The sequence below is a fragment of the Microbacterium gubbeenense DSM 15944 genome (genome assembly GCF_000422745.1).
GTDB lineage: Bacteria > Actinomycetota > Actinomycetes > Actinomycetales > Microbacteriaceae > Microbacterium > Microbacterium gubbeenense.
The window spans coordinates 72,783-94,854 of sequence record NZ_AUGQ01000002.1 but is presented as its reverse complement, the minus strand read 5'-3'; the positions used below and the strand labels follow the sequence as shown (position 1 = coordinate 94,854).

General features: G+C 69.8%; 22 protein-coding genes. 14 read left to right on the top strand and 8 right to left on the bottom strand.

Translation table 11 applies throughout. The features are described 5' to 3' along the window. Positions 1 to 2: 2 nt before the first annotated feature. The 5 genes from G510_RS0102440 (at position 3) to G510_RS0102420 (ending at position 5,395) form a co-directional block, all read left to right on the top strand. Positions 3 to 1,037: a FecCD family ABC transporter permease gene (locus G510_RS0102440; RefSeq protein ID WP_211219140.1), complete on the top strand. Its 1,035-nt coding sequence runs from the start codon at positions 3 to 5 to the stop codon at positions 1,035 to 1,037. After that, complete coding sequence (locus G510_RS0102435; protein WP_029152299.1) at positions 1,034 to 2,083, top strand: FecCD family ABC transporter permease; 1,050 nt, start codon at positions 1,034 to 1,036, stop codon at positions 2,081 to 2,083. Before G510_RS0102440 ends, G510_RS0102435 begins: the two co-directional genes overlap by 4 nt. Continuing rightward, a complete protein-coding gene (locus tag G510_RS0102430) occupies positions 2,080 to 2,871 on the top strand; it encodes an ABC transporter ATP-binding protein (RefSeq protein WP_029152298.1) in 792 nt (263 codons plus the stop codon). The genes G510_RS0102435 and G510_RS0102430 overlap by 4 nt, the downstream gene beginning before the upstream one ends. Next, positions 2,868 to 3,935 carry an LLM class flavin-dependent oxidoreductase gene (locus G510_RS15130; protein ID WP_029152297.1) on the top strand — a complete coding sequence of 356 codons (1,068 nt, stop codon included), beginning with the start codon at positions 2,868 to 2,870 and terminating at the stop codon, positions 3,933 to 3,935. Before G510_RS0102430 ends, G510_RS15130 begins: the two co-directional genes overlap by 4 nt. 89 nt (positions 3,936 to 4,024) lie before the next feature. After that, positions 4,025 to 5,395, top strand: a complete 1,371-nt coding sequence (locus G510_RS0102420) for an LLM class flavin-dependent oxidoreductase (RefSeq protein WP_029152296.1) — start codon at positions 4,025 to 4,027, stop codon at positions 5,393 to 5,395. A gap of 84 nt (positions 5,396 to 5,479) precedes the next feature. Here the strand turns inward: G510_RS0102420 and G510_RS0102415 are convergent, their stop codons facing one another. Beyond that, positions 5,480 to 5,659 carry a DUF5302 domain-containing protein gene (locus tag G510_RS0102415; RefSeq protein WP_029152295.1) on the bottom strand — a complete coding sequence of 60 codons (180 nt, stop codon included), beginning with the start codon at positions 5,657 to 5,659 and terminating at the stop codon, positions 5,480 to 5,482. A gap of 157 nt (positions 5,660 to 5,816) precedes the next feature. Between G510_RS0102415 and G510_RS0102405 the strand changes: the two genes are divergently transcribed. Next, positions 5,817 to 7,784 (top strand): GDSL-type esterase/lipase family protein, encoded by a 1,968-nt coding sequence (locus G510_RS0102405; protein ID WP_029152294.1) that lies wholly within the window; start codon positions 5,817 to 5,819, stop codon positions 7,782 to 7,784. Positions 7,785 to 7,788: 4 nt separating this feature from the next. Here G510_RS0102405 and G510_RS0102400 read toward each other — a convergent pair whose 3' ends face one another. Continuing rightward, entirely contained in the window at positions 7,789 to 8,940 is a 1,152-nt protein-coding gene (locus G510_RS0102400) for a DUF2207 family protein (protein WP_029152293.1), read from the bottom strand. A 74-nt stretch (positions 8,941 to 9,014) separates the two neighbouring features. Between G510_RS0102400 and G510_RS0102395 the strand changes: the two genes are divergently transcribed. Further along, positions 9,015 to 9,623: a GNAT family N-acetyltransferase gene (locus G510_RS0102395; RefSeq protein ID WP_029152292.1), complete on the top strand. Its 609-nt coding sequence runs from the start codon at positions 9,015 to 9,017 to the stop codon at positions 9,621 to 9,623. 126 nt (positions 9,624 to 9,749) lie between these two features. On the opposite strand, the gene G510_RS0102390 is transcribed toward G510_RS0102395, so the two are convergent. The 3 genes from G510_RS0102390 to G510_RS17380 all read right to left on the bottom strand — a co-directional run bounded on the left by G510_RS0102390 (position 9,750) and on the right by G510_RS17380 (position 12,794). Next, positions 9,750 to 10,898: a hypothetical protein gene (locus G510_RS0102390; protein ID WP_029152291.1), complete on the bottom strand. Its 1,149-nt coding sequence runs from the start codon at positions 10,896 to 10,898 to the stop codon at positions 9,750 to 9,752. Between the two features lie 82 nt (positions 10,899 to 10,980). Next, positions 10,981 to 12,168 (bottom strand): serine/threonine-protein kinase, encoded by a 1,188-nt coding sequence (locus G510_RS15125; protein ID WP_036321689.1) that lies wholly within the window; start codon positions 12,166 to 12,168, stop codon positions 10,981 to 10,983. Further along, entirely contained in the window at positions 12,165 to 12,794 is a 630-nt protein-coding gene (locus G510_RS17380; RefSeq protein WP_051216220.1) for an RNA polymerase sigma factor, read from the bottom strand. The genes G510_RS15125 and G510_RS17380 overlap by 4 nt, the downstream gene beginning before the upstream one ends. A gap of 214 nt (positions 12,795 to 13,008) precedes the next feature. On the opposite strand from G510_RS17380, the gene G510_RS0102375 reads away from it, so the two are divergent. The 4 genes from G510_RS0102375 (at position 13,009) to G510_RS0102360 (ending at position 17,225) form a co-directional block, all read left to right on the top strand. Continuing rightward, entirely contained in the window at positions 13,009 to 15,258 is a 2,250-nt protein-coding gene (locus tag G510_RS0102375; protein WP_029152290.1) for a polyribonucleotide nucleotidyltransferase, read from the top strand. A gap of 164 nt (positions 15,259 to 15,422) precedes the next feature. Beyond that, positions 15,423 to 16,025: a histidine phosphatase family protein gene (locus G510_RS0102370; protein WP_029152289.1), complete on the top strand. Its 603-nt coding sequence runs from the start codon at positions 15,423 to 15,425 to the stop codon at positions 16,023 to 16,025. Positions 16,026 to 16,035: 10 nt separating this feature from the next. Then, positions 16,036 to 16,767, top strand: coding sequence for a 4-hydroxy-tetrahydrodipicolinate reductase (locus tag G510_RS0102365; RefSeq protein WP_029152288.1), 732 nt, complete (start codon positions 16,036 to 16,038; stop codon positions 16,765 to 16,767). Then, on the top strand, positions 16,767 to 17,225 hold the full coding sequence (locus G510_RS0102360) for a tetratricopeptide repeat protein (RefSeq protein ID WP_029152287.1): 459 nt from the start codon (positions 16,767 to 16,769) through the stop codon (positions 17,223 to 17,225). The genes G510_RS0102365 and G510_RS0102360 overlap by 1 nt, the downstream gene beginning before the upstream one ends. A gap of 54 nt (positions 17,226 to 17,279) precedes the next feature. Here G510_RS0102360 and G510_RS0102355 read toward each other — a convergent pair whose 3' ends face one another. The 3 genes from G510_RS0102355 to G510_RS0102345 are packed head-to-tail and all read right to left on the bottom strand — an operon-like array spanning position 17,280 to position 19,669. Next, positions 17,280 to 17,702, bottom strand: a complete 423-nt coding sequence (locus tag G510_RS0102355) for an OsmC family peroxiredoxin (protein ID WP_029152286.1) — start codon at positions 17,700 to 17,702, stop codon at positions 17,280 to 17,282. 60 nt (positions 17,703 to 17,762) lie between these two features. After that, entirely contained in the window at positions 17,763 to 18,899 is a 1,137-nt protein-coding gene (locus G510_RS15115) for an N-acetylglucosamine-6-phosphate deacetylase (RefSeq protein WP_036321687.1), read from the bottom strand. Then, positions 18,896 to 19,669: a glucosamine-6-phosphate deaminase gene (locus G510_RS0102345; protein WP_029152285.1), complete on the bottom strand. Its 774-nt coding sequence runs from the start codon at positions 19,667 to 19,669 to the stop codon at positions 18,896 to 18,898. Before G510_RS0102345 ends, G510_RS15115 begins: the two co-directional genes overlap by 4 nt. A gap of 69 nt (positions 19,670 to 19,738) precedes the next feature. Here G510_RS0102345 and G510_RS0102340 point away from each other — a divergent pair, with 69 nt between their 5' ends. From G510_RS0102340 to dapA, 3 genes are read left to right on the top strand one after another with little or no spacing between them, the layout of a single operon-like run. Continuing rightward, positions 19,739 to 20,545: a thymidylate synthase gene (locus G510_RS0102340; protein ID WP_029152284.1), complete on the top strand. Its 807-nt coding sequence runs from the start codon at positions 19,739 to 19,741 to the stop codon at positions 20,543 to 20,545. 6 nt (positions 20,546 to 20,551) lie between these two features. Beyond that, a complete protein-coding gene (locus G510_RS0102335) occupies positions 20,552 to 21,064 on the top strand; it encodes a dihydrofolate reductase (protein ID WP_084644177.1) in 513 nt (170 codons plus the stop codon). Next, a complete protein-coding gene (gene dapA / locus G510_RS0102330) occupies positions 21,061 to 22,038 on the top strand; it encodes a 4-hydroxy-tetrahydrodipicolinate synthase (RefSeq protein WP_029152282.1) in 978 nt (325 codons plus the stop codon). Before G510_RS0102335 ends, dapA begins: the two co-directional genes overlap by 4 nt. Positions 22,039 to 22,072: the final 34 nt, after the last annotated feature.

Genomic DNA, 22,072 nt, shown 5'->3' with positions numbered 1-22,072 from the left:
AAGTGACGAACGTCGCGACCGCCGCGCCCCGCACGGGGCGCGGCGGTCGTCGTGCGGTGGGGGCCGCGATCATGGTCGCGGCGATCGTCGGGGTGGGCTTCGTGAGCGTCGGCGTCGGCGTCGTCACCATCCCGGTCCGCGACACGTGGGAGTCGTTCGTCGCGTACGACCCCGGCAGCACGGCGCACCTGCTCGCGCAGGTGCAGCGCGTCCCGCGCACGATCCTCGCCGTGCTCGTCGGCGCCTGCCTCGGGCTCGCGGGCGCGGTCATGCAGGCGCTCACGCGCAATCCGCTCGCCGAGCCGGGCATCCTCGGGGTCAACGGCGGTGCCGCGTGCGCGATCGCGTGCGGCATCGCGTTCTTCGGGATCACGGATGTGCAGGGGTACATGTGGCTCGGGCTGATCGGTGCCGCGGTCGCGGGCGCCGTCGTCTTCCTGCTCGGCGGCGCCCGGCGCGGCACGAACCCGGTGCGTCTCGTGCTCGCGGGGTCGGCGGTCACGGCGGTGCTCCTGGCGCTGTCGCAGACCGTGCTGCTGAACGCCACGAGCGACGTCTACGACCGTTACCGCGCGTGGATGATCGGCTCGCTGTCCGGCCGCGACTACGCCGTGCTCGGCGCCGTCGCGATCCTCGGCGTCGTCGGCATCCTCGTCGCTTCGAGCCTCGCGCGGGTGCTCGACTCGGCCGTGCTCGGCGAGGACGCCGCGAAGGCACTCGGCGCGAATCCCGCGCGGGTGTGGGCCACCGCCGGGATCGCGGTCGTGCTGCTCTCGGGGGCGGCCACCGCGGCGGCGGGGCCGATCGTCTTCCTGGGGCTCGCCGCCCCGCACCTCGCCCGCCTGATCGTGGGGGTGAGTCATCGCTGGGTGCTGCCGTACTCCGCCCTGATCGGCGCGCTGCTCATCCTCGTCGCCGACACGCTGGGGCGGGTCGTCTCACCCAGTCACGAGATCGGCGTCGGCATCATGATCGCGATCATCGGGGGCCCGTTCTTCGTATGGATCGTGCGCAGCAGGAAGATCCACGCCCTATGACCGCCCTTCGCCCGCCCACCGGACGCCTGATCCGGATCGGGCGCATCGCCCTCGTGATCCATCCCCGCGCGGTGGTCGTGACCGCGGTACTGATCCTCGTCGCGCTCGCCGCCGCCGTCGTGGCGATGGCGACGGGCACGCTGGCGCTCACCCCGGGCGAGGTGCTGCGTGCGCTCGGGGGAACGGGCGAGGATGCCGCCGTGAAGGTCGTACAGACCGTGCGCCTGCCGCGCATGCTCACCGCGATCCTCGCAGGCGCCGCGCTCGGCGTCTCGGGCGCGGTCTTCCAATCCGTCTCGCGAAACGCGCTCGGCAGCCCCGAGATCATCGGCTTCACGACCGGGGCCGCGACCGGTGCGATCATGCAGATCGTGCTGTACGACGCCGGCGGGGTGCGGATCGCGATCGGCGCTCTTGCGGGCGGCGTCCTGACGGCGCTCGTGGTCTATCTGCTCTCCGTGCGCGGTCGCGTGAGCGGCGGGTACCAGCTCATCCTCACCGGGATCGGCGTGGGGGCGATCCTGCAGGCCGTCAACGAGTTCCTGCTCGCCTATGGCGGGCTCGACCAGGCGATCCAGGCGAACGTCTGGCTCGCGGGCTCGCTCTACTTGAGGGGATGGGTGCACGTTGTCACGGCGGGCGCCGCGTGCGCGTTGCTGGTTCCGCTCATCGCGGTGCTCGCGCGGCGCGCGAGCCTGATGGAGATGGGCGACGACATCGCCCGCCAGCTCGGCGTGCGCACCGAGCGCACGCGCGTGAGCCTCATCTTCGCCGCCGTGCTGCTGGCGGCCGCTGCCACCGCGGCGTGCGGGCCGATCGCGTTCGTCGCCCTCGCCGCGCCCCAGCTCGTGAGGCGCCTCACGGGATCCCAGAGCCTGCCAGTCGTCGGCGCGGCGGCGATGGGGGCGTGCCTGCTCGTCGTGTCCGACATCGTGTCGCAACTGCTGCCGATCGACGCCAACGTACCGATAGGCCGCGTCACGGGCATCATCGGCGGCTGCTATCTGATCTGGCTGCTCACCAGGAAGGATCGGGTGCGCGTATGACCGCCCTCGAAGCACAGAACCTCACGCTCTCCTACGATGCCCGCACGATCTCGCGCGGCCTCGACGTGCGGATCCCCGACGGCCGGGTCACGGTCATCGTCGGCCCCAACGGGTGCGGGAAGTCGACGCTGCTGCGCGCGCTCTCGCGACTGATCACGCCGCGGGAGGGCACCGTGCTCCTCGATGGCGCCGACGTGCGCCGCATGCACGGCAAGCAGTTCGCCCGCCGCCTCGCGCTGCTGCCGCAGAGCTCCCAGGCGCCGGCGGGCATCACCGTGGGAGATCTTGTGGCCCGCGGTCGTTTCCCCCACCAGAGGATGCTGCAGCAGTGGTCCGCCGATGACCAACGGGCCGTCGACCGCGCGATGTCTGCGACGCACATCGCGGAGCTCTCGGGCCGGAGCGTGGAGGAGCTCTCCGGCGGCCAGCGCCAGCGGGTGTGGGTGGCGATGCTGCTGGCCCAGGACGCCCCCGTGATGCTCCTGGACGAGCCCACCACGTTCCTCGACGTCGCGCACCAGCTCGACATCCTCGATCTCGTCCGGCGCCTGAACCGCGAGGAGGGGCGAACCCTCGTCGTCGTGCTGCACGACCTGAATCAGGCGGCGCGTTTCGCCGACCACCTCATCGTGATGAAGGACGGCGAGGTTGCGTCGCACGGCAGCCCGGGCGAGATCCTCACGGAGGAGCTGCTCTCCGACGTGTTCGCGCTCGAGGCCCGGGTGATCGACGACCCGGTGTTCGGCACGCCGCTCGTGGTGCCGATCGCGAGCCGGGCGCGCACATGACCACGGCGGTGGTCGGGCTCTCGCTCTCGCCGACGTGGTGGCGGGGCGGGGCCTGGCGCGAGATCGGCAGCCGCATCGAGGACCTCGCGTCGGGCGAAGCGCTCGTGGACGCCGCGCGCCTCGCCGACAGCGCGGGCGTGCACTTCGCGTTCAAGCCCGACTCCCTCGAGCTCGATGCGTCCGTGCTCACCGAATGGCCGGGACAGACCGGCCCCGATCCGCTCGTCCTGATGTCGGCGATCGCGCGCGAGACGCGCCGGATCGGACTCGTGCCGACATACTCGACCACGTTCGCCGAGCCGTATCTCGTCGCCCGCGAGCTGCAGACCCTCGATCAGCTCTCGGCCGGCAGGGCGGGCTGGAACGCGGTGACCTCCCTCGGCGGCAGCCGGAACATGTCGGGCGAGCAGCCGTCGGCCGACGAACGTTACGGGCGCGCCCGCGAGGTCATCGAGACCGTGCGGCGGCTGCACGCCAGCTATCCGGCGCGGGCGGTGCTCGCGGATCGGGAGGGCGCGTACGCGGACGCGTCGCTGATCGCCGAGATCGAGCGGACCGAACGGTTCGACGTTCGGGGCCCGCTCACGGTGCCCGCCGTCCGCGACGAACCGCTGCCGCTGCTGCACGCCGGCGGATCCCCGGCCTCGCTCACCCTCGCCGCGCGCCATGCGGACGCCGTCTTCGCGATGACGGAGAGCGCGTCCGCGGGGGAGGAGCTCCGGCGAGGCCTCGCGGCACTCGCCGGCGAGCGCGCGACCCCGCGAGTGCTCCCCGGCGTCGTGCTCTGCCTGGGCGCGACCCGCGACCGGGCATGGGAACGCTTCGAGGCGGCGGGCGGTGGCGGAGGCGCCCGTCACTGGACGATCGTCGGCACGCCCGCCGATGCGTCGCAGCAGATCCTCGGCCGGATCCGCGCGGGTGCCGCCGACGGCATCATCGCGTTGCCGTACGGATCCTGGGAGGCCGTCGAGCTGTTCACGGGCGAGGTGATGCCGGAGCTCCTGCGCTCGGAGGTGTTCGCCCCTCCTCGGCCCGACCTGCGCGAGATCCTGCGTCGACGGTGAGCGAATGTTTCGGCATGTGACGGACGGGCCAGGGCGGCAGATCGCTCAGCGGCTACGGTGACGACGCACCGCCCTACGAGAGGACAACGATGACGTCGCGCCGTATTCAGTTCCACGCTTTCGACACGAGCTGCATCATGCACCAGTCGCCGGGCCTGTGGGCGAGACCGGGCGACCAATCGACGCGGTACAAGGACCTCGACTACTGGGTCGATCTCGCGAAGCTGCTCGAGGACGCGAAGTTCGACGGCCTCTTCATCGCGGACGTGCTGGGTGTGTACGACACGTATCAAGGGTCGGCCGACGCGTCGATCCGTCGGGCAATGCAGGTGCCCGTGCATGATCCGGTGATTCCGGTCTCCGCGATGGCGGCCGCGACGACGAAGCTCGCCTTCGGCATCACCGTGTCCGCGACGTACGAGCAGCCCTATGCGCTGGCGCGTCGTTTCTCGACGCTCGACCACCTCACGAAGGGGCGCATCGCGTGGAACATCGTGACGAGCTACCTCGACGGTGCGGCGCGAAACCTCGGCATGGACCGGCAGATGTCTCACGACGAACGGTACGACCTCGCTCAGGAGGTCGTCGACGTCTGTTACAAGCTCTGGGAAGGATCCTGGGAGGACGACGCGGTCGTCGAGGACCGGGAGAACCAGATCTACGCTGATCCCGCCAAGGTCCATCCCATCGAGCACACGGGGACGTACTTCTCCGTTCCCGGTATCCATCTGGCGGAGCCGTCGCCGCAGCGCACACCGGTGATCTGGCAGGCGGGGACGTCGACGAAGGGGCGCGCGTTCGCCGCCAGGAACGCGGAGTCGGTGTTCACCGTCGCCCCGACACCCGAGATCCTGCGAGGCTACGTCGACGACATCAGGCGCGTCGCGTCGGAGGCGGGCCGCGACCCGCGCAGCGTGAAGGTGTGCACGGAGGTCTGCATCGTCACGGCGGCCACCGACGCGGAGGCGCAGGAGAAGTACGAGGAGATGCTCACGTGGACCGACTACGAGGGAGCGCTCGCCTTCTACGCCGGGATCACGGGGATCGACCTCTCGCAGCTCGACCCGCACGAGCCGCTCGAGTACGTCGACACCGACTCCGCGAGATTTGCCCTCGAGATCTTCTCGAAGGCGGATCCGTCCCGCACCTGGACGGCCGATGAGGTCGCGAAGTTCGTCGGGATCGGCGCGATGGGGCCCGTCATCGTCGGCGGGCCGCAGACGGTTTCCGATGAGCTCGAGCGGTGGGCGGACGAAGCCGACATCGACGGCTTCAACATCGCCTATGCGGTGACGCCGGGAACGTTCGAGGACTTCATCGAGTTCGTGGTGCCCGAGCTCCAGGCGCGCGGCCGCTATTGGACGGACTACGACGAGTCGACGACCGCTCGCGAGCGGTTGTACGGCGCGGGCCAGCGCCGCGTGCGCGACGACCACCCCGCGGCCAAGTACCGTCGCTGAGGCCGCTCCGGCACGAATGCTCCGAAAATGACTGTTGCGGCTCTAAAACTCGCGATCTAGAGCCGCAACAGTCATTTTCAGGCGTCAGCCGCTCTTGCGGCGGAACTGGCGCTGGGTGTGGGCCTGGTGCTTCTCGTGGATCGCGGAATCGCCGTCGAGGTGGGCCTCGCCCTCGCGATGCTGCGCGTTCTTCTTCTCCAGCGCCTCGCGGAACTTCCGTTTCATGGCGTCGGACGGGGTGACGTCCTCATCTGATGCGCTCATGGCGTCAGCCTAGTCCGCCCGGGGCGCGAGTTCATCGGGTGCGGCGCGCCGTCATCGCGCGCGCCGCGGTGAACGGGGGGAGAACTCTCACGGCGCACTCCGTGAACAGGCGGCGAAACGGCACGACGCGGTCGCTCCTCGGGGGCATCCTGAAGGCATGCGCGTCGCGATCGTGACAGAGAGCTTTCTTCCGCACATGAACGGTGTCACCGGATCCGTTCTGCAGGTGTCGTCTCATCTGCGGGACCTGGGCCACGAGGTGCTCGTCATCGCACCGAAGGCGCCGGGGCAGCCGGCCGACGTGGTCGGCATCCCGATCCCCGAGACGACGCTGCTCGCCTCGGTCGCGCTGCCGACGTATCCGGACGTGCGCGTCGCGCTCGCCCCCGTCGCGCAGCTGAAGCGGATCCTCACGGCGTTCGATCCCGACGTCGTGCACCTCGCCTCTCCCGCCGTGCTCGGCTGGCAGGGCGTGGTCGCGGCGGACGCGCTCGGCCTGCCCACCGTCGCGATCTATCAGACGGACGTCATCGCGTACACGGCGAAGTACGGCGTGCGTGGCATCGCGGCGCTCGCGGAGTCCCACGTCGCCAGGCTGCACCGCCGCGCCACGATGTCGCTCGTGCCCTCGAGCGCGGCCGAGCGTCAGCTCGACGCGCTCGGCATCGACCGCATGTGGCGCTGGGGGCGCGGCGTCGACGCCGACCGCTTCTCCCCGGAGCGACGCTCGGAGGCATGGCGCAACGAGGTCGCCCCGGGCGAACGGATCATCGGGTACGTCGGCCGCCTCGCGCCCGAGAAGCAGGTCGAGGACCTGCGCGCGCTGAACGACATCCCGGGCGCGCGGCTCGTGATCGTCGGGGACGGACCGGAGCGCCAGCGCCTCGAGCGCGATCTGCCGGGCGCGGTTTTCACCGGTTTCCTCGGCGGCGACGACCTCGGCCGCGCCGTCGCGAGCTTCGACGTGTTCGTGCATCCGGGGGAGGCCGAGACGTTCTGCCAGACCGTGCAGGAGGCCCTCGCGAGCGGCGTTCCCGTCGTGGCGACGGGATCCGGCGGGCCCGTCGACCTTGTGCGCAGCTCGATCGACGGCTGGCTGTACGCGCCGGGCGATCTGGACGACATGCGCGCCCGCGTGCTCGATCTGCTCGGCGACGACGCGAAGCGCGGATCCTTCGGCACCGCCGCACGCGAGAGCGTCACGCCGCGAACCTGGCGCGCGCTCACGGAGCAGCTCGTGGCGCACTACGTCGAGGCGGAGCGACTGCGCCGGTTCGACGACGGTCTCGTGGTCCGCTCGCTGACGCGCCCGATCGCGCCCGCGATCCCGGACGCGGCCCCGCGCTGGCGACGGTTCGTCGCGCTCGGCGACTCGCTGACGGAGGGGCTCTGCGACACCTCGCGCATGCTCGACGGCCAGTACCGAGGCTGGGCCGACCGCCTCGCGACGATGCTCGCCGAGAGTGCGGGCGAGGACTTCCTCTACGCGAACCTCGCCGTGCGCAGTCGCAGGGTGCGCGACCTCACCTACGTGCAGATCCCCGATGCGCTTGATCTGCGACCGGATCTCACGGCGATCTTCATGGGATCCAACGACCTGATCAGCCACGGCGCGGACCCCGTGCGGCTCGCGCGCGAGCTGGAGAGCGGGGTGCGGCGACTGCGGGAGGCCGGATCCGATGTGCTGCTCGTGACACCGTTCCTGCCGCGGCGGCGGGCCGCCCGCGTGTTCGCGCGGCGCTTCGCCCGCTTCGCCCATGAGCTGCGCCGCATCGCGCGGGAGACGGGCTGCTACCTGGTCGACGCCGAGGCGCTGCCGGAGCTGAGCGAGCTCGAGATGTTCTCGGCCGACAGGGTGCACCTCGCGAGCCGCGGCCACCGGCTGCTGTCCTACCGCGCGGCCGACGTGCTGGGTGTGCCGGACGCCGCCCACCTCGGCGACCTCGACGATGCGTTCCACACCGAGGGGGAGGATCCTCGCCGACCGTGGCTGACGACGCACGCGATCCCGTGGGTCTGGCGACGCCTCCACGGGCGCACCGCCGGCGACGGGATCCTCGCCAAGCACAGCGACTACGTCGTGATTCCGCGCGGTCGCCTCGACGGCGAGCCGGCGGACGCCTGACGGATCAAGTCCGCGCGAACAGCGAGAACACGGCGCCGACGGCGCGCAGCACCTGGCCGATCGCCGAGAGCACCTGCAGAATCGCCATGAGGCCCTCGAGCGTCGACCCGAGCACGCGCATGTTCTGTGAGAACTCCACGGTGCCGCCGAGGTGCTCGAGCTCGCGCTGCCACTCGCGCTCCTGGCGGAACAGGACGGCGTACGGCAGGAGGCGCTCGATGAGCACGAAGCGGTCGAGCTCCGACTGCGCGACGGGGTCGCCGGCCGTCGGTGCGGGGCGCAGGCCGAGGGCCTGACCTCCCGGCGTGAGGGCGCCGGCCGGGGTGCGCAGCGCGCCCTGCGGCGATTGCAGCACTCGCATGCGGTCCTGCTCGGCGAGGCGCATGTAGTCGCGCAGACCCGAGAGGCGCACGCGCAGCGCGTGCCCCTCGGGGGTGAAGCGCATGATCGGCGGCGGGGCGAGCGCGAGCACCCAGAACATCGCCGCAATGCCGACGAGCGCGCCGAGCGCGCCCCAGGTGACGCCGTTGAGGACGGCGCCGAGCGCGAACAGCAGGGTCGCGATGGTCGAGACCAGGAACAACAGCGACAGCAGGTAGAGGTGCACGCTGCCGGAGAAGCGGCGCGCGAGGCCGGCCGTCTTCGCGCGAGTGCGCGCGCGGTCGAGGTGCTCGGCGAGACTGCGCTGCTGGAATCCGCGGAAGGCCCCGCGGCCGCGCAGGAAGGTGATGTCGGGTGCGTCCTCGATGCGCGTGACGCTGATGCCGATCTCGCGCAGGGCCGCCAGATACCGGCGGGTCCGGCGCTTGTTCATCTTCCGAGGGCGCAGCGCCTGCAGGAAGAAGTGATCGTCGGCCGACAGGCCGGTGCCCGGCAGGGCCTCGATCGCGACGGGACCGTGCGTGCCGCGCGGGGCGAGCACGCGGATCTTGCCCGCGACGGCGAGCTGCATGATCACCGCGGTCACGACGCGGCGATCGGCCCGCACCGCGAGGCCGTGCGTGATGATATCGCCGGGCGGCGGCAGGAACTCGATCACGGGCGCCTTCGGCATGTGCCGAGCGATCGGGTGCGCGATCGCGATGATGACGAGGGAGATCACCGCAGCGATCGCGCCGATCGCGAACAGAATGAAGAAGGACTCGACGTCAGACATTGTTTTTACGCTAGCCGATGACGAAGGATCCTCGAGCTGAGTATCATGACGTTCACCCGTCGAAGGAGTCGCGCATGACCGTTCGCCCGTACGATCCCTCCGACCTCGATGACCTCGTCGAGGTGTGCATCGGCACGGCCGACAACGGCTCAGACGCCACCGGCCTGCTGGACGACGACCTGCTCTGGGCCGAGCTGTACCTGCTGCCGTACCTCGAGCGCCACCCGGATCTCGCGTTCGTGGTCGAGGACGATGGCGGGCGCGCGCACGGCTACATCGTCGCGACGGACGACACCGATGCGTTCGAGGCATGGTTCCGCGACGAGTGGTGGCCGCCGAGGCGGGCCGCGTACGCCGCATCCCGCGATCAGAACCAGGCGGATCTCGTGGCCTCGGCCGACAGCCGCGCCCCCGGGGTCTGGGCGCACGAGGGGACGCATCCCGCGCACCTGCACATCGACCTGCTGCCGGACGCGCAGGGGAAGGGATGGGGAACGACCCTCATCTCGTACCTCGCGGTCGCGCTCGGCCATCGCGGCGTTCCGGGCGTGCACGCGGTCGCGTCGGCCGAGAACGTCGGCGCCGCGGCGTTCTACCCGAAGGCGGGCTTCGAGGAGCTGACGGCGCCCCAGGGCTCCCGGGCGTTCGGCCTCGACCTCCAGCGCGACCCCGCCTCAGCCTGACGCCGACTGCTCTGAGAACCGGGTGGGTTCTCCGGGCGCCGCGCCGATTGACCCGTTCCCGTGACGCGAACGTACGCTCCTGCTCGTACGAGGATCCGTTTGCGTCACGGGAGCGGGTTCAGCCGGTTATTCCTGCGGGAACGACAGCTTCAGCTCGTCCGAGGCGAACTCGCCCGTCGTCTCGCCGGCCATCTGGAGGCCGGAACCGCCGGACATGCTGATCACGACGCCGCCCGACACGCTGACGGTCACGTCAGTCGTCTCGATCGGTACGGAGACCGACGTCGAGCGGTTGCCTTCGGCATGACGATTCTTGTCCTCGTCGTGCACTTTGTCCTGGGTGACGTCATCGCCGACCTTGATCGCGAGGGCCGCGTCGAATCGGTCGATGCGCCCCGAGATGATGGAGTGCTCGGCCGTGACCTCGTACTTCCAATCCACGACGAGCCACGCTTGGTCGGGCTCGGCCCACCCGTCCTCCGCCGTCCAGGCCGACAGCGTCGCCGAGTCGACCTGGAACGAGTACGCAGTCGTCACATCCTCGTCGGGGCCGGTGGTCGACTTCGTCGGGAAGCGATCACTCTCGATCGGAAACTCGTGGTGCGGTTCCTGGCGGGGCGTGGAGAGGTAGTAGGCGGCGGCGACGTCGTCATCGGCGCGCTCGCCGGTGAGCACGTCGACCTGCTGCTCGTGTCCCTCCGACGAGACGATGAGCTGGGTCGTGCCGTCTTCGGCCGCCGAGACGAGGATCCGGTGATCCTGCTCTCCGTCGAGGGTGTACAGGTGCTCCTGGGCGCCGCCGACCTCGATCGACAGGTCGGAGGTCGGCGCGTCGCTGTCGGGGAACTCCTCGTTCGGCGCAAATGACACATCCACGACGCGGAGAGCCTCGCCCTCTGGGGCGCCGTAACCGCCGTCGACGGTACCGAGGCCGAGATCCTCGCCTTTCACTGTGGAGACCTCCTGCACGGAGTTGATGGTCAGCGTGCCGTTCGGCACCACGACCTGGTCGTTCTCCGGACGGAGGTTCGCGGTCGAGGTGACGTTCTTGGAGATGTCGTCGTACACGAAACCCGGTTCGACGGACTCGCCGCCGGCCGCGGCCTCTTCGGTCGGCGCAGGCGTCGCCGACATCTCCTCGGAAGCGCCGCCCGCGCCGGTCTGGAACGTGGCGGCGTCATTCGCGGATCCGCACCCGGCGAGCGCGAGCATGGACAGCGCGGCGAGGCCGGCGCCCGAGCGGATGAACAGGGTGCGGGTGGTCGTTGAGGTCATGATCTCTTCCTCCGATGCGTGGATGGTTCGTATGTATGTCGCGCTCCGCGACGGAAAGGTTGCAACGGATCCGAAAAAGTTCTCACTCGACGACGCGCACGGTGCGGCGCGCCTCGAGCTCCGTGCCGTCACCGGCCAGCGAGCGCAGCACGATCTCGCCCGTTCCCGCGCTCGTCGGCGTCACGGTGACCTCCGCCTGGTCGGCGACGAACTGGTGACTCGGCAGCGCCCACGACCACGAGTCCACGCCGTCGACCGACGCCGTGAATACAGCCTCCTCGCCGACCGAGATCTCCGTGGGGCCGGAGATGCTGATCGACGCGCCGGACGCCGCAGACGGCAGGGCAGGATCGTGTCCGATCCACAGCCCGATGACGAGCCCGCAGACGAGCGCGACCAACGCGGCGGATCCCGCAAGGATCCGGCGCCGCTTCGTCGACCGTGCGGGGGGAGCGGGCTGGGGCGCCACGGGGGCGGGCTCGGGCGGCGCAAGCGCGGCCTCCACCTCGCGAAGCCACGTGCCCGCGTCCGGCTGGCGCCGCGCGGGCCGATTCGCCTGCCCGCGCGCGAGCACCCGGGTGAGCTCCGCCGGGAGCGTGGCTCCTTCCGCGGCCCAGCTCATGAGCGCCGAGATCGCCCAGATGTCGGCACGCGTGTCGACGGTCCCGGGCGCATTCTGCTCGGGAGGCCGGAATCCGCTCGTGCCTCCCGCGACGGTGAGGCCCGAGTTCAGCGCGAGATCCTTGCACATTCCGAGGTCAGAGATGAGCAGCCGCTCGTCGTCTCGCACGAGGTGGGATCCGAGCCCCGTTTCCTCGCCCGACGACGCGCGCGAGGCGAGCAGCAGGTTGCCGGGGCTGAGGTCGCGGTGCACGATCCGCGCGCGATGCACGTCGGCGATGCCTGCGGCGAGCGGACGCGCCAGGGCGAGCAGGTCGTGGCGCTCGGCACGCCATCCGCCGGCGCGCAGGGCCTCGACGCGCACGCGGAGGGATCCGCCGTCGGCGTGCTCGAGCACGAGGTAGGGCTGCTGCCGGTCGGACTCGCCGATGTCGTAGACCGCGGGAACGCCGTGCCCGCCGACCCGCCGGAGCGCCCGCCCCTCCGCGATGAACCGCTCGCGGATCTCGGGGTTCAGACTGTGGTTCTCGGCGAGGATCTTGATTGCCACCGTGTCGCCCAGGCGTTCGTCGACGGCGCGGTGGACCGACGAGAACGAGCCCGCGCCGATCGTCTCCTCGATCAGGTAATGGGAAAGGCGCGACGTCACGAATGGTCCTCGTCTTCTGTCAGCATGCCGGCGACCATCGCCCGACCGCGGCTGATCTGAGATTTCACGGTGCCGAGGCTCAATTCGAGCCGCTCGGCAACCTCCGCATACGAGAGCCCGTGCACGTCGCGCAAAACGACGGGGACGCGGTAGAGGTCGGGCAGATCCGCCAGTGCCTGTTGCACGGTCGCACGCGTAGCGATCATCGAGCTCATCCGCGCCGAGGGAAGCAGTTCTTCATTCAGCGGCGACGTCTCGCGCTGGCGGCGAAGATGGTCCGCGACGCGACGTCTGACGATCGGATGCACCCAGCTGGTGAACCTGCCGCCGCCCCGATACGAGGCGATCGACTGCACGACCGATATCAGCGTGTCCTGGGCGACGTCGTCGATGGCGTCACGGTCGAGCAGCATGGATCCGGCGAAGCGGTGCACGACTCGCGACGCGTCGAGGGTCTCCACGAGGGCGTCGAGCGCCGCGCGGCTGCCAGCCGCACGCTCGGCGAGGGCCTCGAGCGCCATGTCGGGCTCGCCCGACTCGACGAGCGCGGCGGCCGCACGCGAGGCTGCGCGGGCATCGGAGTCGTCGAGGGCGCGAACGAGCTCGTCGCGCCGCGTGGTCCCCATGGCCGGAAGTCTATCCAGGACCCGTTGCACCCCGCACTGATAGGCTCAGCGGTAATAACTTCACATCAATATGGAGCAGGCACGCAGGAGCTGGTCTCTAGAAGTGATCTCCCGGAATATTCCGGTGGATTTCTCCTGGTGGCCAGCAGGTATCTCCTCTCCTGCTCTTGACGCACGCTCGCTCTGCCGAGCATGACAGAAAGAGAGAGACCTCTTGGAAGGTCCTGAAATCACCGCAGCCGAAACCGTTCTCGACAACGGCCGCTTCGGTACACGCACGATTCGTTTCGAGACGGGCCGCCTGGCCCAGCAGTCGCAGGGCGCGGTCGCCGCGTACCTCGACGACGAGACGATGCTCCTCTCGGCCACGAGCGCCGGAAAGCACCCCCGCGAGGGCTTCGACTTCTTCCCGCTGACGGTCGATGTCGAAGAGCGCTCGTACGCCGCGGGCAAGATCCCCGGTTCGTTCTTCCGCCGCGAGGGTCGCCCGTCGACCGACGCCATCCTCGTCTGCCGCCTGATCGACCGGCCGCTGCGCCCCTCCTTCCGGAGCGGCCTGCGCAACGAGGTCCAGATCGTCGTCACGGTGCTCTCGATCGCGCCGGGCGAGTTCTACGACGCCCTCGCGATCAACGCCGCCAGCGCGTCGACGCAGATCTCCGGCCTGCCCTTCTCCGGCCCGATCGCCGGCGTGCGCCTCGCGCTCGTTCCGGGTCTCGGTCAGCACGAAGACCAGTGGGTCGCGTTCCCGAACGTGGAGCAGCTCGACCAGGCCGTCTTCGACCTGATGGTCGCGGGACGCGTGCTCGACAACGGCGAGGTCGCGATCATGATGGTCGAGGCCGAGGCCACGGAGGGTTCCTGGAACCTCATCCGCGGCGGTGCCGTGAAGCCGAACGAAGAGATCGTCGCCGGCGGTCTCGAGGCCGCGAAGCCCTTCATCAAGCAGCTCGTTGCGGCGCAGGCCGAGATGGCCGCGTCCTCGACGCGCGCCCCGCTCGAGTTCCCCGTCTTCCCGCCCTACGGCGACGAGGTCTTCCAGGCCGTTCGCGACTCGGCCCTCGACGAGCTCAAGAAGATCTACCAGATCGCCGACAAGGTCGAGCGCCAGACTGCCGATGACGCGCTCAAGGATCGCGTCAAGGGCGAGGTCGCCGCGAAGGTCGAGGCGGGCGAGCTGCCGGCCTCCGCCAACGGCGAGGTCTCGGGTGCCTACAAGTCGGTCACCAAGGAGGTCGTGCGCGGCCGCATCCTCACCGAGGGCGCGCGCATCGACGGCCGCGGTCTGGCCGACATCCGTCCGCTCGACGCGGAGGTCCAGGTCATCCCGCGCGTGCACGGTTCGGCCATCTTCCAGCGCGGCGAGACCCAGATCATGGGTGTCACCACGCTGAACATGCTCAAGATGGAGCAGCAGATCGACTCGCTCTCGCCGGTCACGTCGAAGCGCTACATGCACCACTACAACTTCCCGCCCTACTCGACCGGTGAGACCGGCCGCGTGGGCAGCCCGAAGCGTCGCGAGATCGGTCACGGCTTCCTCGCCGAGCGCGCGCTCGTGCCGGTGCTGCCGTCGCGCGAGGAGTTCCCCTACGCGATCCGCCAGGTGTCTGAGGCCCTCAGCTCCAACGGTTCGACGTCAATGGGCTCGGTCTGCGCCTCGACCCTGTCGCTGCTCAACGCCGGTGTGCCGCTGCGCGCGCCCGTCGCGGGCATCGCCATGGGCCTCGTGTCCGAAGATGTCGATGGGCAGACGCGCTACGCGGCCCTCACCGACATCCTGGGCGCCGAGGACGCGCTCGGCGACATGGACTTCAAGGTCGCCGGTACCAGCGAGTTCGTCACGGCTCTGCAGCTCGACACGAAGCTCGACGGCATCCCGTCCGAGGTTCTGGCCGGCGCGCTGACCCAGGCGAAGGACGCGCGTCTGCGCATCCTCGACGTCCTGAACTCGGCGATCGACGCTCCCGACGAGATGGCGCCGACCGCGCCGCGCGTCATCAGCGTGCAGATCCCCGTCGACAAGATCGGCGAGCTGATCGGCCCGAAGGGCAAGACGATCAACGGCATCCAGGACGAGACCGGAGCCACGATCTCGATCGAGGACAACGGCACCGTCTACATCGGTGCGACCGACGGCCCGACGGCTGATGCCGCCCGCGCCCAGGTCAACGCGATCGCGAACCCGACCAACCCCGAGGTGGGCGAGCAGTACCTCGGTACGGCCGTGAACATCGCGAAGTTCGGCGTGTTCGTCTCGCTCCTCCCGGGCAAGGACGGACTGCTGCACGTCACCGAGCTGCGCAAGCTCAACGGCGGCAACCGCGTCGAGAACATCGAAGATGTGATCTCGATCGGCCAGAAGGTGCTCGTCAAGATCTCCAAGGTCGATGACCGCGGCAAGCTCTCGCTCGAGCTCGTCCAGGAGCAGGGCGAGACGACGGAAGCTGCCGAAGAGGCCTGATTCTCGTCGTTCGCACGAAGCGCCCGCCGATCCCGTTCTCGGGGCCGGCGGGCGCTTCGCATAGGAAGCCCGAGCCCACCGGCCTCGGGTCACGGTAAGGTTGTCCAGGGCGCAGTATGTCAGATTCCTCCGCGCCCGGAATGACCTCGACGAAGCGGGCTGCTGTGACGCATTACCTATATCTCGTACGCCACGGTGAGCATCAGGACGCGGAGCATGGGCTGGAAGACGGCCCGTTGTCTCCGCGCGGTGTGCGCCAGGCGGCGCTGCTCGCCGACCGCCTCTCCGGACTGCCGTTCGATGCCGTCTGGCACTCGCCGCTCGTGCGGGCCACCGAGACGGCGCGGATCCTCGCGGACCGCATGCCGGCGATCGACCCGCAGCCCAACGCGCTGCTGTTCGACTGCGTGCCCACGGGCATGACGGAGGACACCCCGACGGTGTTCGAGCCGTTCTTCGGCAGCTTCAGCGACGACGACTTCGAGGCCGGCAAGGCTCAGATGGCCGACGCGATCAACGAGTTCCTCGTGCGCAAGCCAGGCGACGTGCACGAGCTGCTCATCACGCACAACTTCGTGATCTCGTGGTTCGTGCGCGAGATCATGGGGGCGGACGAGTGGCGGTGGCTCACTCTCAATCAGGCGCACTGCGGCCTGACGGTGCTCGCCCAGAAGAAGGGCCGCCCGTGGAGCCTCGTGAGCCACAACGACATCGCCCACCTTCCGTACGAACTGCGCACCGGACTCCCCGAGGTTCCCCCGGTCTAAGATTTAGAGCATGACTCTCGTGGCACTGGCCGGCGGCACCGGAAAGCTCGGCAGGATCATCCGCTCGGTCATCGAGGCAGAGCCCGGGTACGAGCTGTCGGCCGTTCTGACGTCGGCGAGCGAGCTGACCGAGCTCGATGGCGCCGACCTCGTGGTCGATGCCACGAACTACGAGGCGAGCGAACGGATCCTCGCCGCCGCGCTCGAGCGCGGCGCGAACGTGCTCGTCGGCACGAGCGGGTGGTCGGCCGATCGCATCGAACGGATCCGCCCCGCCGTCGAGCGCGCCGGAACGGGCGTCGTGTTCGTCCCGAATTTCTCGCTCGGATCGGTCATCGGATCCGCGATCGCGGCGACCGCGTCGCGCTTCTTCGACTCCGCCGAGATCATCGAGGCGCACCGCGACACGAAGGTCGACTCGCCGAGCGGCACGGCTGTGCGCACGGCCGAGCTGATCGGCGCCGCCCGCGAGACGCCGGTGAGCGCGCCGAACGCCGACCAGCCAGCGCGCGGCACACTCGTCGCGGGAGTGCCGGTGCACTCGCTCCGCCGCCCGGGAGTGATCGCGCAGCAGCAGACGATCATGTCCGGGCCGGGGGAGTCGCTCACGATCCTGCACGACACGTCCGACTCCGCGTCGGCATACGCGCCGGGCATCCGCGTCGCGCTCGCCGGTGCCGCCTCGGCCTCGGGCGTCACGGTCGGCCTGGAGCACTTCCTCGACCTGGGCCTCGGCGCCTGATGGCAACACGCATCGGCGTCGTCGTCATGGCGCTGGCGTTCGCGCTGTATATTTGGCTGCTCGGCGGACTGGCGATCTCCTTCATCCGGGTCGGGGTCGACAAGGGCGAGCCCGTCGCGCTCATCATGGGCATCGCGCTGGTCATCTTCCCGTTCATCGGCGCCTGGGCGCTCGGACGCGAACTGTGGTTCGGCTGGCGCGGAGAGCAGCTCGCGAAGCGCCTCGGCGCCGAAGGCCTCCTCCCGGACGAGGAGGTCGAGCTGCGACCGTCGGGACGCGTGCTCCAGAGCGATGCCGATGCGCTCTTCCCGGCGTACAAGTCGGCGGTCGAGGAGGCGCCCGAGGACTGGCGGGCGTGGTTCCGCCTCGGGGTCGTCTACGACGCCGCCGGCGACCGCAAGCGTGCGCGGTCGGCGACCCGCGAGGCTATCCGTCTGGAGCGCCGAGGGATCAGCTGACGGCGATGGAAAAAGCCCCCACGGCGCCGAGCGCGGTGGGGGCTTTTCGACGCGTTACGCCAGCGTGGCCTCGATCGTGATGTCGACGCCCGCGAGCGCCTGCGAGACCGGGCAGCCGGCCTTCGCGCCGTTCGCGATCTCGTCGAACTTCTCGGCCGAGATGCCGGGGATCGACGCAGACACATTGAGGTGGCTGCCGGTGATGCCCGTGCCGGGCACGAACGTGACCGACGCGGTTGTGCGCACGTTCTCGGGGGTGAACCCGGCCTGCCCGAGCTCGTTGGACAGCGCCATGTTGAAGCACGACGAGTGCGCGGCGGCGATGAGCTCCTCGGGCGTCGTTGTCGGCTCGCCGCCCTCGCTGCGCGCCTTCCAGTTGATGGGGAACGTGCCGATGCCGCTCGCGGCGGTGACGGATCCGGAGCCCTCGGGCAGGCTTCCCGACCAGGTGGATGTGGCTTCGCTGGTGACAGACATGGTGACTCCTCGACGGGGTTGAGATGTGCGGGTCTCGGCCAGCCTATCGACCATCGGGCGTCAGCGGACCGTGTTCAGCCGATGGCCATCCGCGATCACGACGGCGGGCGACCACTCGTCCGTGAGGATCAGCACGTCGGCGCGCGATCCGGCACGGAGCGACCCGAGATCGGGGCGCCCCACGGCCCGCGCGGGCGTGGCCGTGAGCGCGGTCACCGCTGCCACCGGATCCGCGCCGGCGTGCTCGATCGCCTGCCGGAGCGCGACGTCCTGCGTGAGCACGGATCCCGCGAGCGTCGACGTCCCGGCTAGCCGCGCGGATCCGTCGGCGACCACGACGTCGAGGCCGCCGAGCGCGTATGCACCCTCGGCGCACCCGGTGGCCGACATGGCGTCGGTGACGAGCGCGAGGCGCCCCGGCGCCATCCTGAAGGCCGCGCCCGCGACGGAGGGGTGCACGTGGATGCCATCGAGGATCAGCTCGAGCACGGCGCCCGCATCGACGGCCGCGATGATGGGGCCCGGCGCACGGTGCCCGATCCCGCGCATCGCGTTGAAGGCGTGGGTCAGGATGCTCGCGCCGCGGTCGAACGCGGCCCGAGCCTCGTCGTAACCCGCATCGGTGTGGCCGACGGCGACCGCGACGCCCGCGTCCTGCAGCATCGTCTGGCAGGCGGCGGATCCCTCGCGCTCGGGCGCCAGCGTGACCATGCGCAGCGCGCCGTCACCGGCCGCCAGCAGGCGGTCGACGTCCGACGGTTCCGGGTCGCGAAGGGCCGCGGGGTCGTGCGCGCCGCGGCGGGCGTCGGCGAGATACGGTCCCTCGAGGTGCGCGCCGAGGACGAGCGGATCCGCGCGCGTCGCCGCGGCGATCCGCGCGAGGCCGCGCTCGAGGCGATCGATGGGCGCGGACACGAGGCTGAGCAGCTGCCTGGTCGTGCCGTGCGAACGGTGGAACGCGAGGGCGGGCTCGAGATCGGCCTCGTCGTCGAATGAGACCCCGGCACCGCCGTGGTTGTGCAGGTCGACGAAGCCCGGGGTCACGACGGCGCCCGCCGCGTCGATCACGCGGTCGGCGCCCGGCGCGGGGCCTGATCCCGAATCGGCGATCAGGCCGTTCGCGAGCAGCAGCCATCCCGGGCGCCGGCCGTCGTGATCGATGAGATCCGCATCCTCGATGAGGATCTTCTCGGTCATAGGCTCTGCCACGCCGGCTTGTTGGCGTAGGCCGTGCGGTAGTAGGCGGCGTGCTCGAGCTTCGCGGCGGCGGCCTCGTCCACCAGGACGGTCACGCTCGGGTGCAGCTGGATCAGCGACGCGGGAACCGAGCTCGACACGGGACCCTCGAGCGCCGACCGGATCGCGTTCGCCTTCGACGGGCCGAACGCCAGCAGAATCAGGTGCCCGGCGTCGCGGATCGTGCCGAGGCCCTGGGTCACGCAGTGGATCGGCACGTCGTCGATCGAGTCGAAGAACCGGGCGTTGTCGCGGCGGGTCTGCGTGGCGAGGGTCTTCACTCGGGTTCGGCTCGCGAGGCTCGACCCGGGCTCGTTGAAGCCGATGTGGCCGTCGGTGCCGATGCCGAGGATCTGCACGTCGACGCCGCCGGCCTCGCGGATCAGCGCCTCGTAGCGGGGCCCCGCGGTCTCGAGCCGTGCAGGATCCGAATCGGGCACGTGGAGGTTCGCCGAATCGAATCCGGTCACCTCGCAGAACTCGCGCTCGAGGACGGCGCGGTAGCCCTCCGGATGGCCGTCGGGCAGCCCGACGTACTCGTCGAGCGCGAACGCCGTCGCACCCGCAAGATCCGTGCCGCGCTCGGCGAGCGCGCGATACGTCGCGAGGGGAGTGGATCCGGTGGCGACGCCGAGGACGGGACGCTCCGATTCCGCGAGCCGGCGCTCGATGCTCTCAGCCGCGAGCCGGCCCGCATCGGCAGGGGTGGATACGATGACGACTTCTGCCACGATTGCTCCTTCGCTGTCAGCTGACAGGATCCAACCTAGTCGTCGATGCGATTCTCGTAGAGTGGGAACATGGCCGTTGCGATTCGAACACCGTACGAAGACCTGCTCCGCGATGTGATGGAGAACGGCTCGCACAAGTCCGATCGCACGGGCACCGGCACGACGAGCGTGTTCGGCCGCCAGCTCAGGTTCGACCTGTCGGAGGGCTTCCCGCTCGTCACGACGAAGCGCGTGCACTTCAAGTCGGTCGCGCTCGAGCTTCTGTGGTTCCTCCGCGGTGATTCCAACGTGCGCTGGCTGCAGCAGCGCGGGGTGAAGATCTGGGACGAGTGGGCCGACGACAATGGTGACCTCGGCCCCGTGTACGGCGTGCAGTGGCGGTCCTGGCCGACCCCCGACGGCGGCCACATCGATCAGATCCAGAAGGTGATGGATCAGATCATGCAGACTCCCGATTCGCGTCGGATGATCGTGTCGGCGTGGAACCCCGCGGAGATCGAAGACATGGCGCTTCCGCCGTGCCACGCGATGTTCCAGTTCTACGTCGCCGACGGCAAGCTCAGCTGCCAGCTCTACCAGCGCAGTGCCGACCTCTTCCTCGGCGTGCCCTTCAACATCGCCAGTTACGCCATGCTCACCATGATGATGGCGCAGCAGGCGGGTCTCGAACCGGGCGAGTTCGTGTGGACGGGCGGCGACTGTCACATCTACGACAACCACCGCGAGCAGGTCACGGAGCAGCTCACGCGGGACCCGTACCCGTACCCGACGCTCGCGATGCGCCGCGCCGACAGCATCTTCGACTACGCCTTCGCGGACTTCGACCTCGTCGGCTACGAGCACCACCCCGCGATCCGCGGCGCCGTCGCGGTCTGACCCGTGGTGCTCCGGGCGATCTGGGCCGAGGCCCGCGGCGGGATCCTCGGTGATAACGGCGGCATGCCGTGGCACGTGCCCGAAGACCTCGCGTACTTCAAGCGCGTGACGGCCGGATCCGCCGTGATCATGGGGCGCCGCACGTGGGAGTCGTTCCCCGAGCGGTTCCGTCCGCTGCCCGATCGGCGCAACATCGTCGTCACCCGCGATCCGTCCTTCCGCGCGCCGGGCGGCGAGATCGCGGGATCCCTCGACGAGGCGATCCGCATGGCGGTCGAGGACGCCTGGGTGATCGGCGGCGGGCAGATCTATGCGCAGGCGATGGATCGCCTCGCGGGGATCTCCGTCACCGAGATCGACCTGGACGTATCCGGCGACACCCGCGCGCCGCAGATCGGGCCCGAATGGATCCGCTCCTCGAGCGACCCGGAGACCGGGTGGCATACGAGCCGAACGGGAACGCGATATCGCTTCGTCGGATACGAGCATTCAGCCGCGCGCGCTAGCCTAGAGCAATGACGCAACCCGCTAACCCGTTCGGTCAGGTTCTCGTCGCCCTCGTCACGCCGATGACGGCCGACGGCGAAGTCGACTGGGACGCGACGGAGAAGCTCATGGACGAGGTCATCGTCGGCGGCGCCGACGGCATCGTCGTCACGGGCACGACGGGCGAGACCTCAACGCTGACCGACCCCGAGAAGCTGAAGCTCGTCGAGGTCGGAAAGAGCGTCGCCGCGGGGCGCGCGAAGATCATCACGGGCGGCGGATCCAACGAGACCGCCCACGCGATCGACCTGTACAAGAAGAGCGAGAAGGCCGGCGCCGACGGCATCATGATCGTCACGCCGTACTACAACAAGCCGACGCAGGCGGGCATCCTCACCCACTTCCGGCTCATCGCCGACTCGACCGATCTTCCGGTCATCCTCTATGACATTCCCGGCCGCACCGGCGTGCCGATCCACTACGAGACGTTCCTGCGCGTCGCGAAGCACCCGAACATCCTCGCGGTCAAGGACGCGAAGGGTGATTTCAGCGAGGTCAGTCGCGTTCTGAACCAGACCGACCTCATGTATTTCTCCGGCGACGATGCGAATGCGCTGCCGGCACTCTCCATCGGCGCCTCGGGCCTCATCGGCGTCACGGCGAACATTGCCGCCGGTCCATATCGAACCATTGTCGACGCGGTCAACCGCGGCGACCTCACAACCGCCACCGAGCAGCACAAGAAGCTCGAGCCGCTCGTCCGCGCCGTGATGACTCACGTGCCGGGCACGGTATCCGCGAAATACATTCTCCACGGCCTCGGCCGAATCTCGAGTCCCCGCGTGCGCCTGCCGCTCGTGGGGCCCGAGGAGTGGGAAGCCGCCGTCATCGAGGACGAACTCGCCCTCGTGACGGACATCGAAGGCGTGGATCTCTCGAACTTCCGCCCCGACCGCAATGCGGCCGCGGGCGGTGCGCTGCCCAAGGTGCCTGGCACCACACGGTGACGACCACCCCTGCGCGACAGCGCGGAAAGGCACA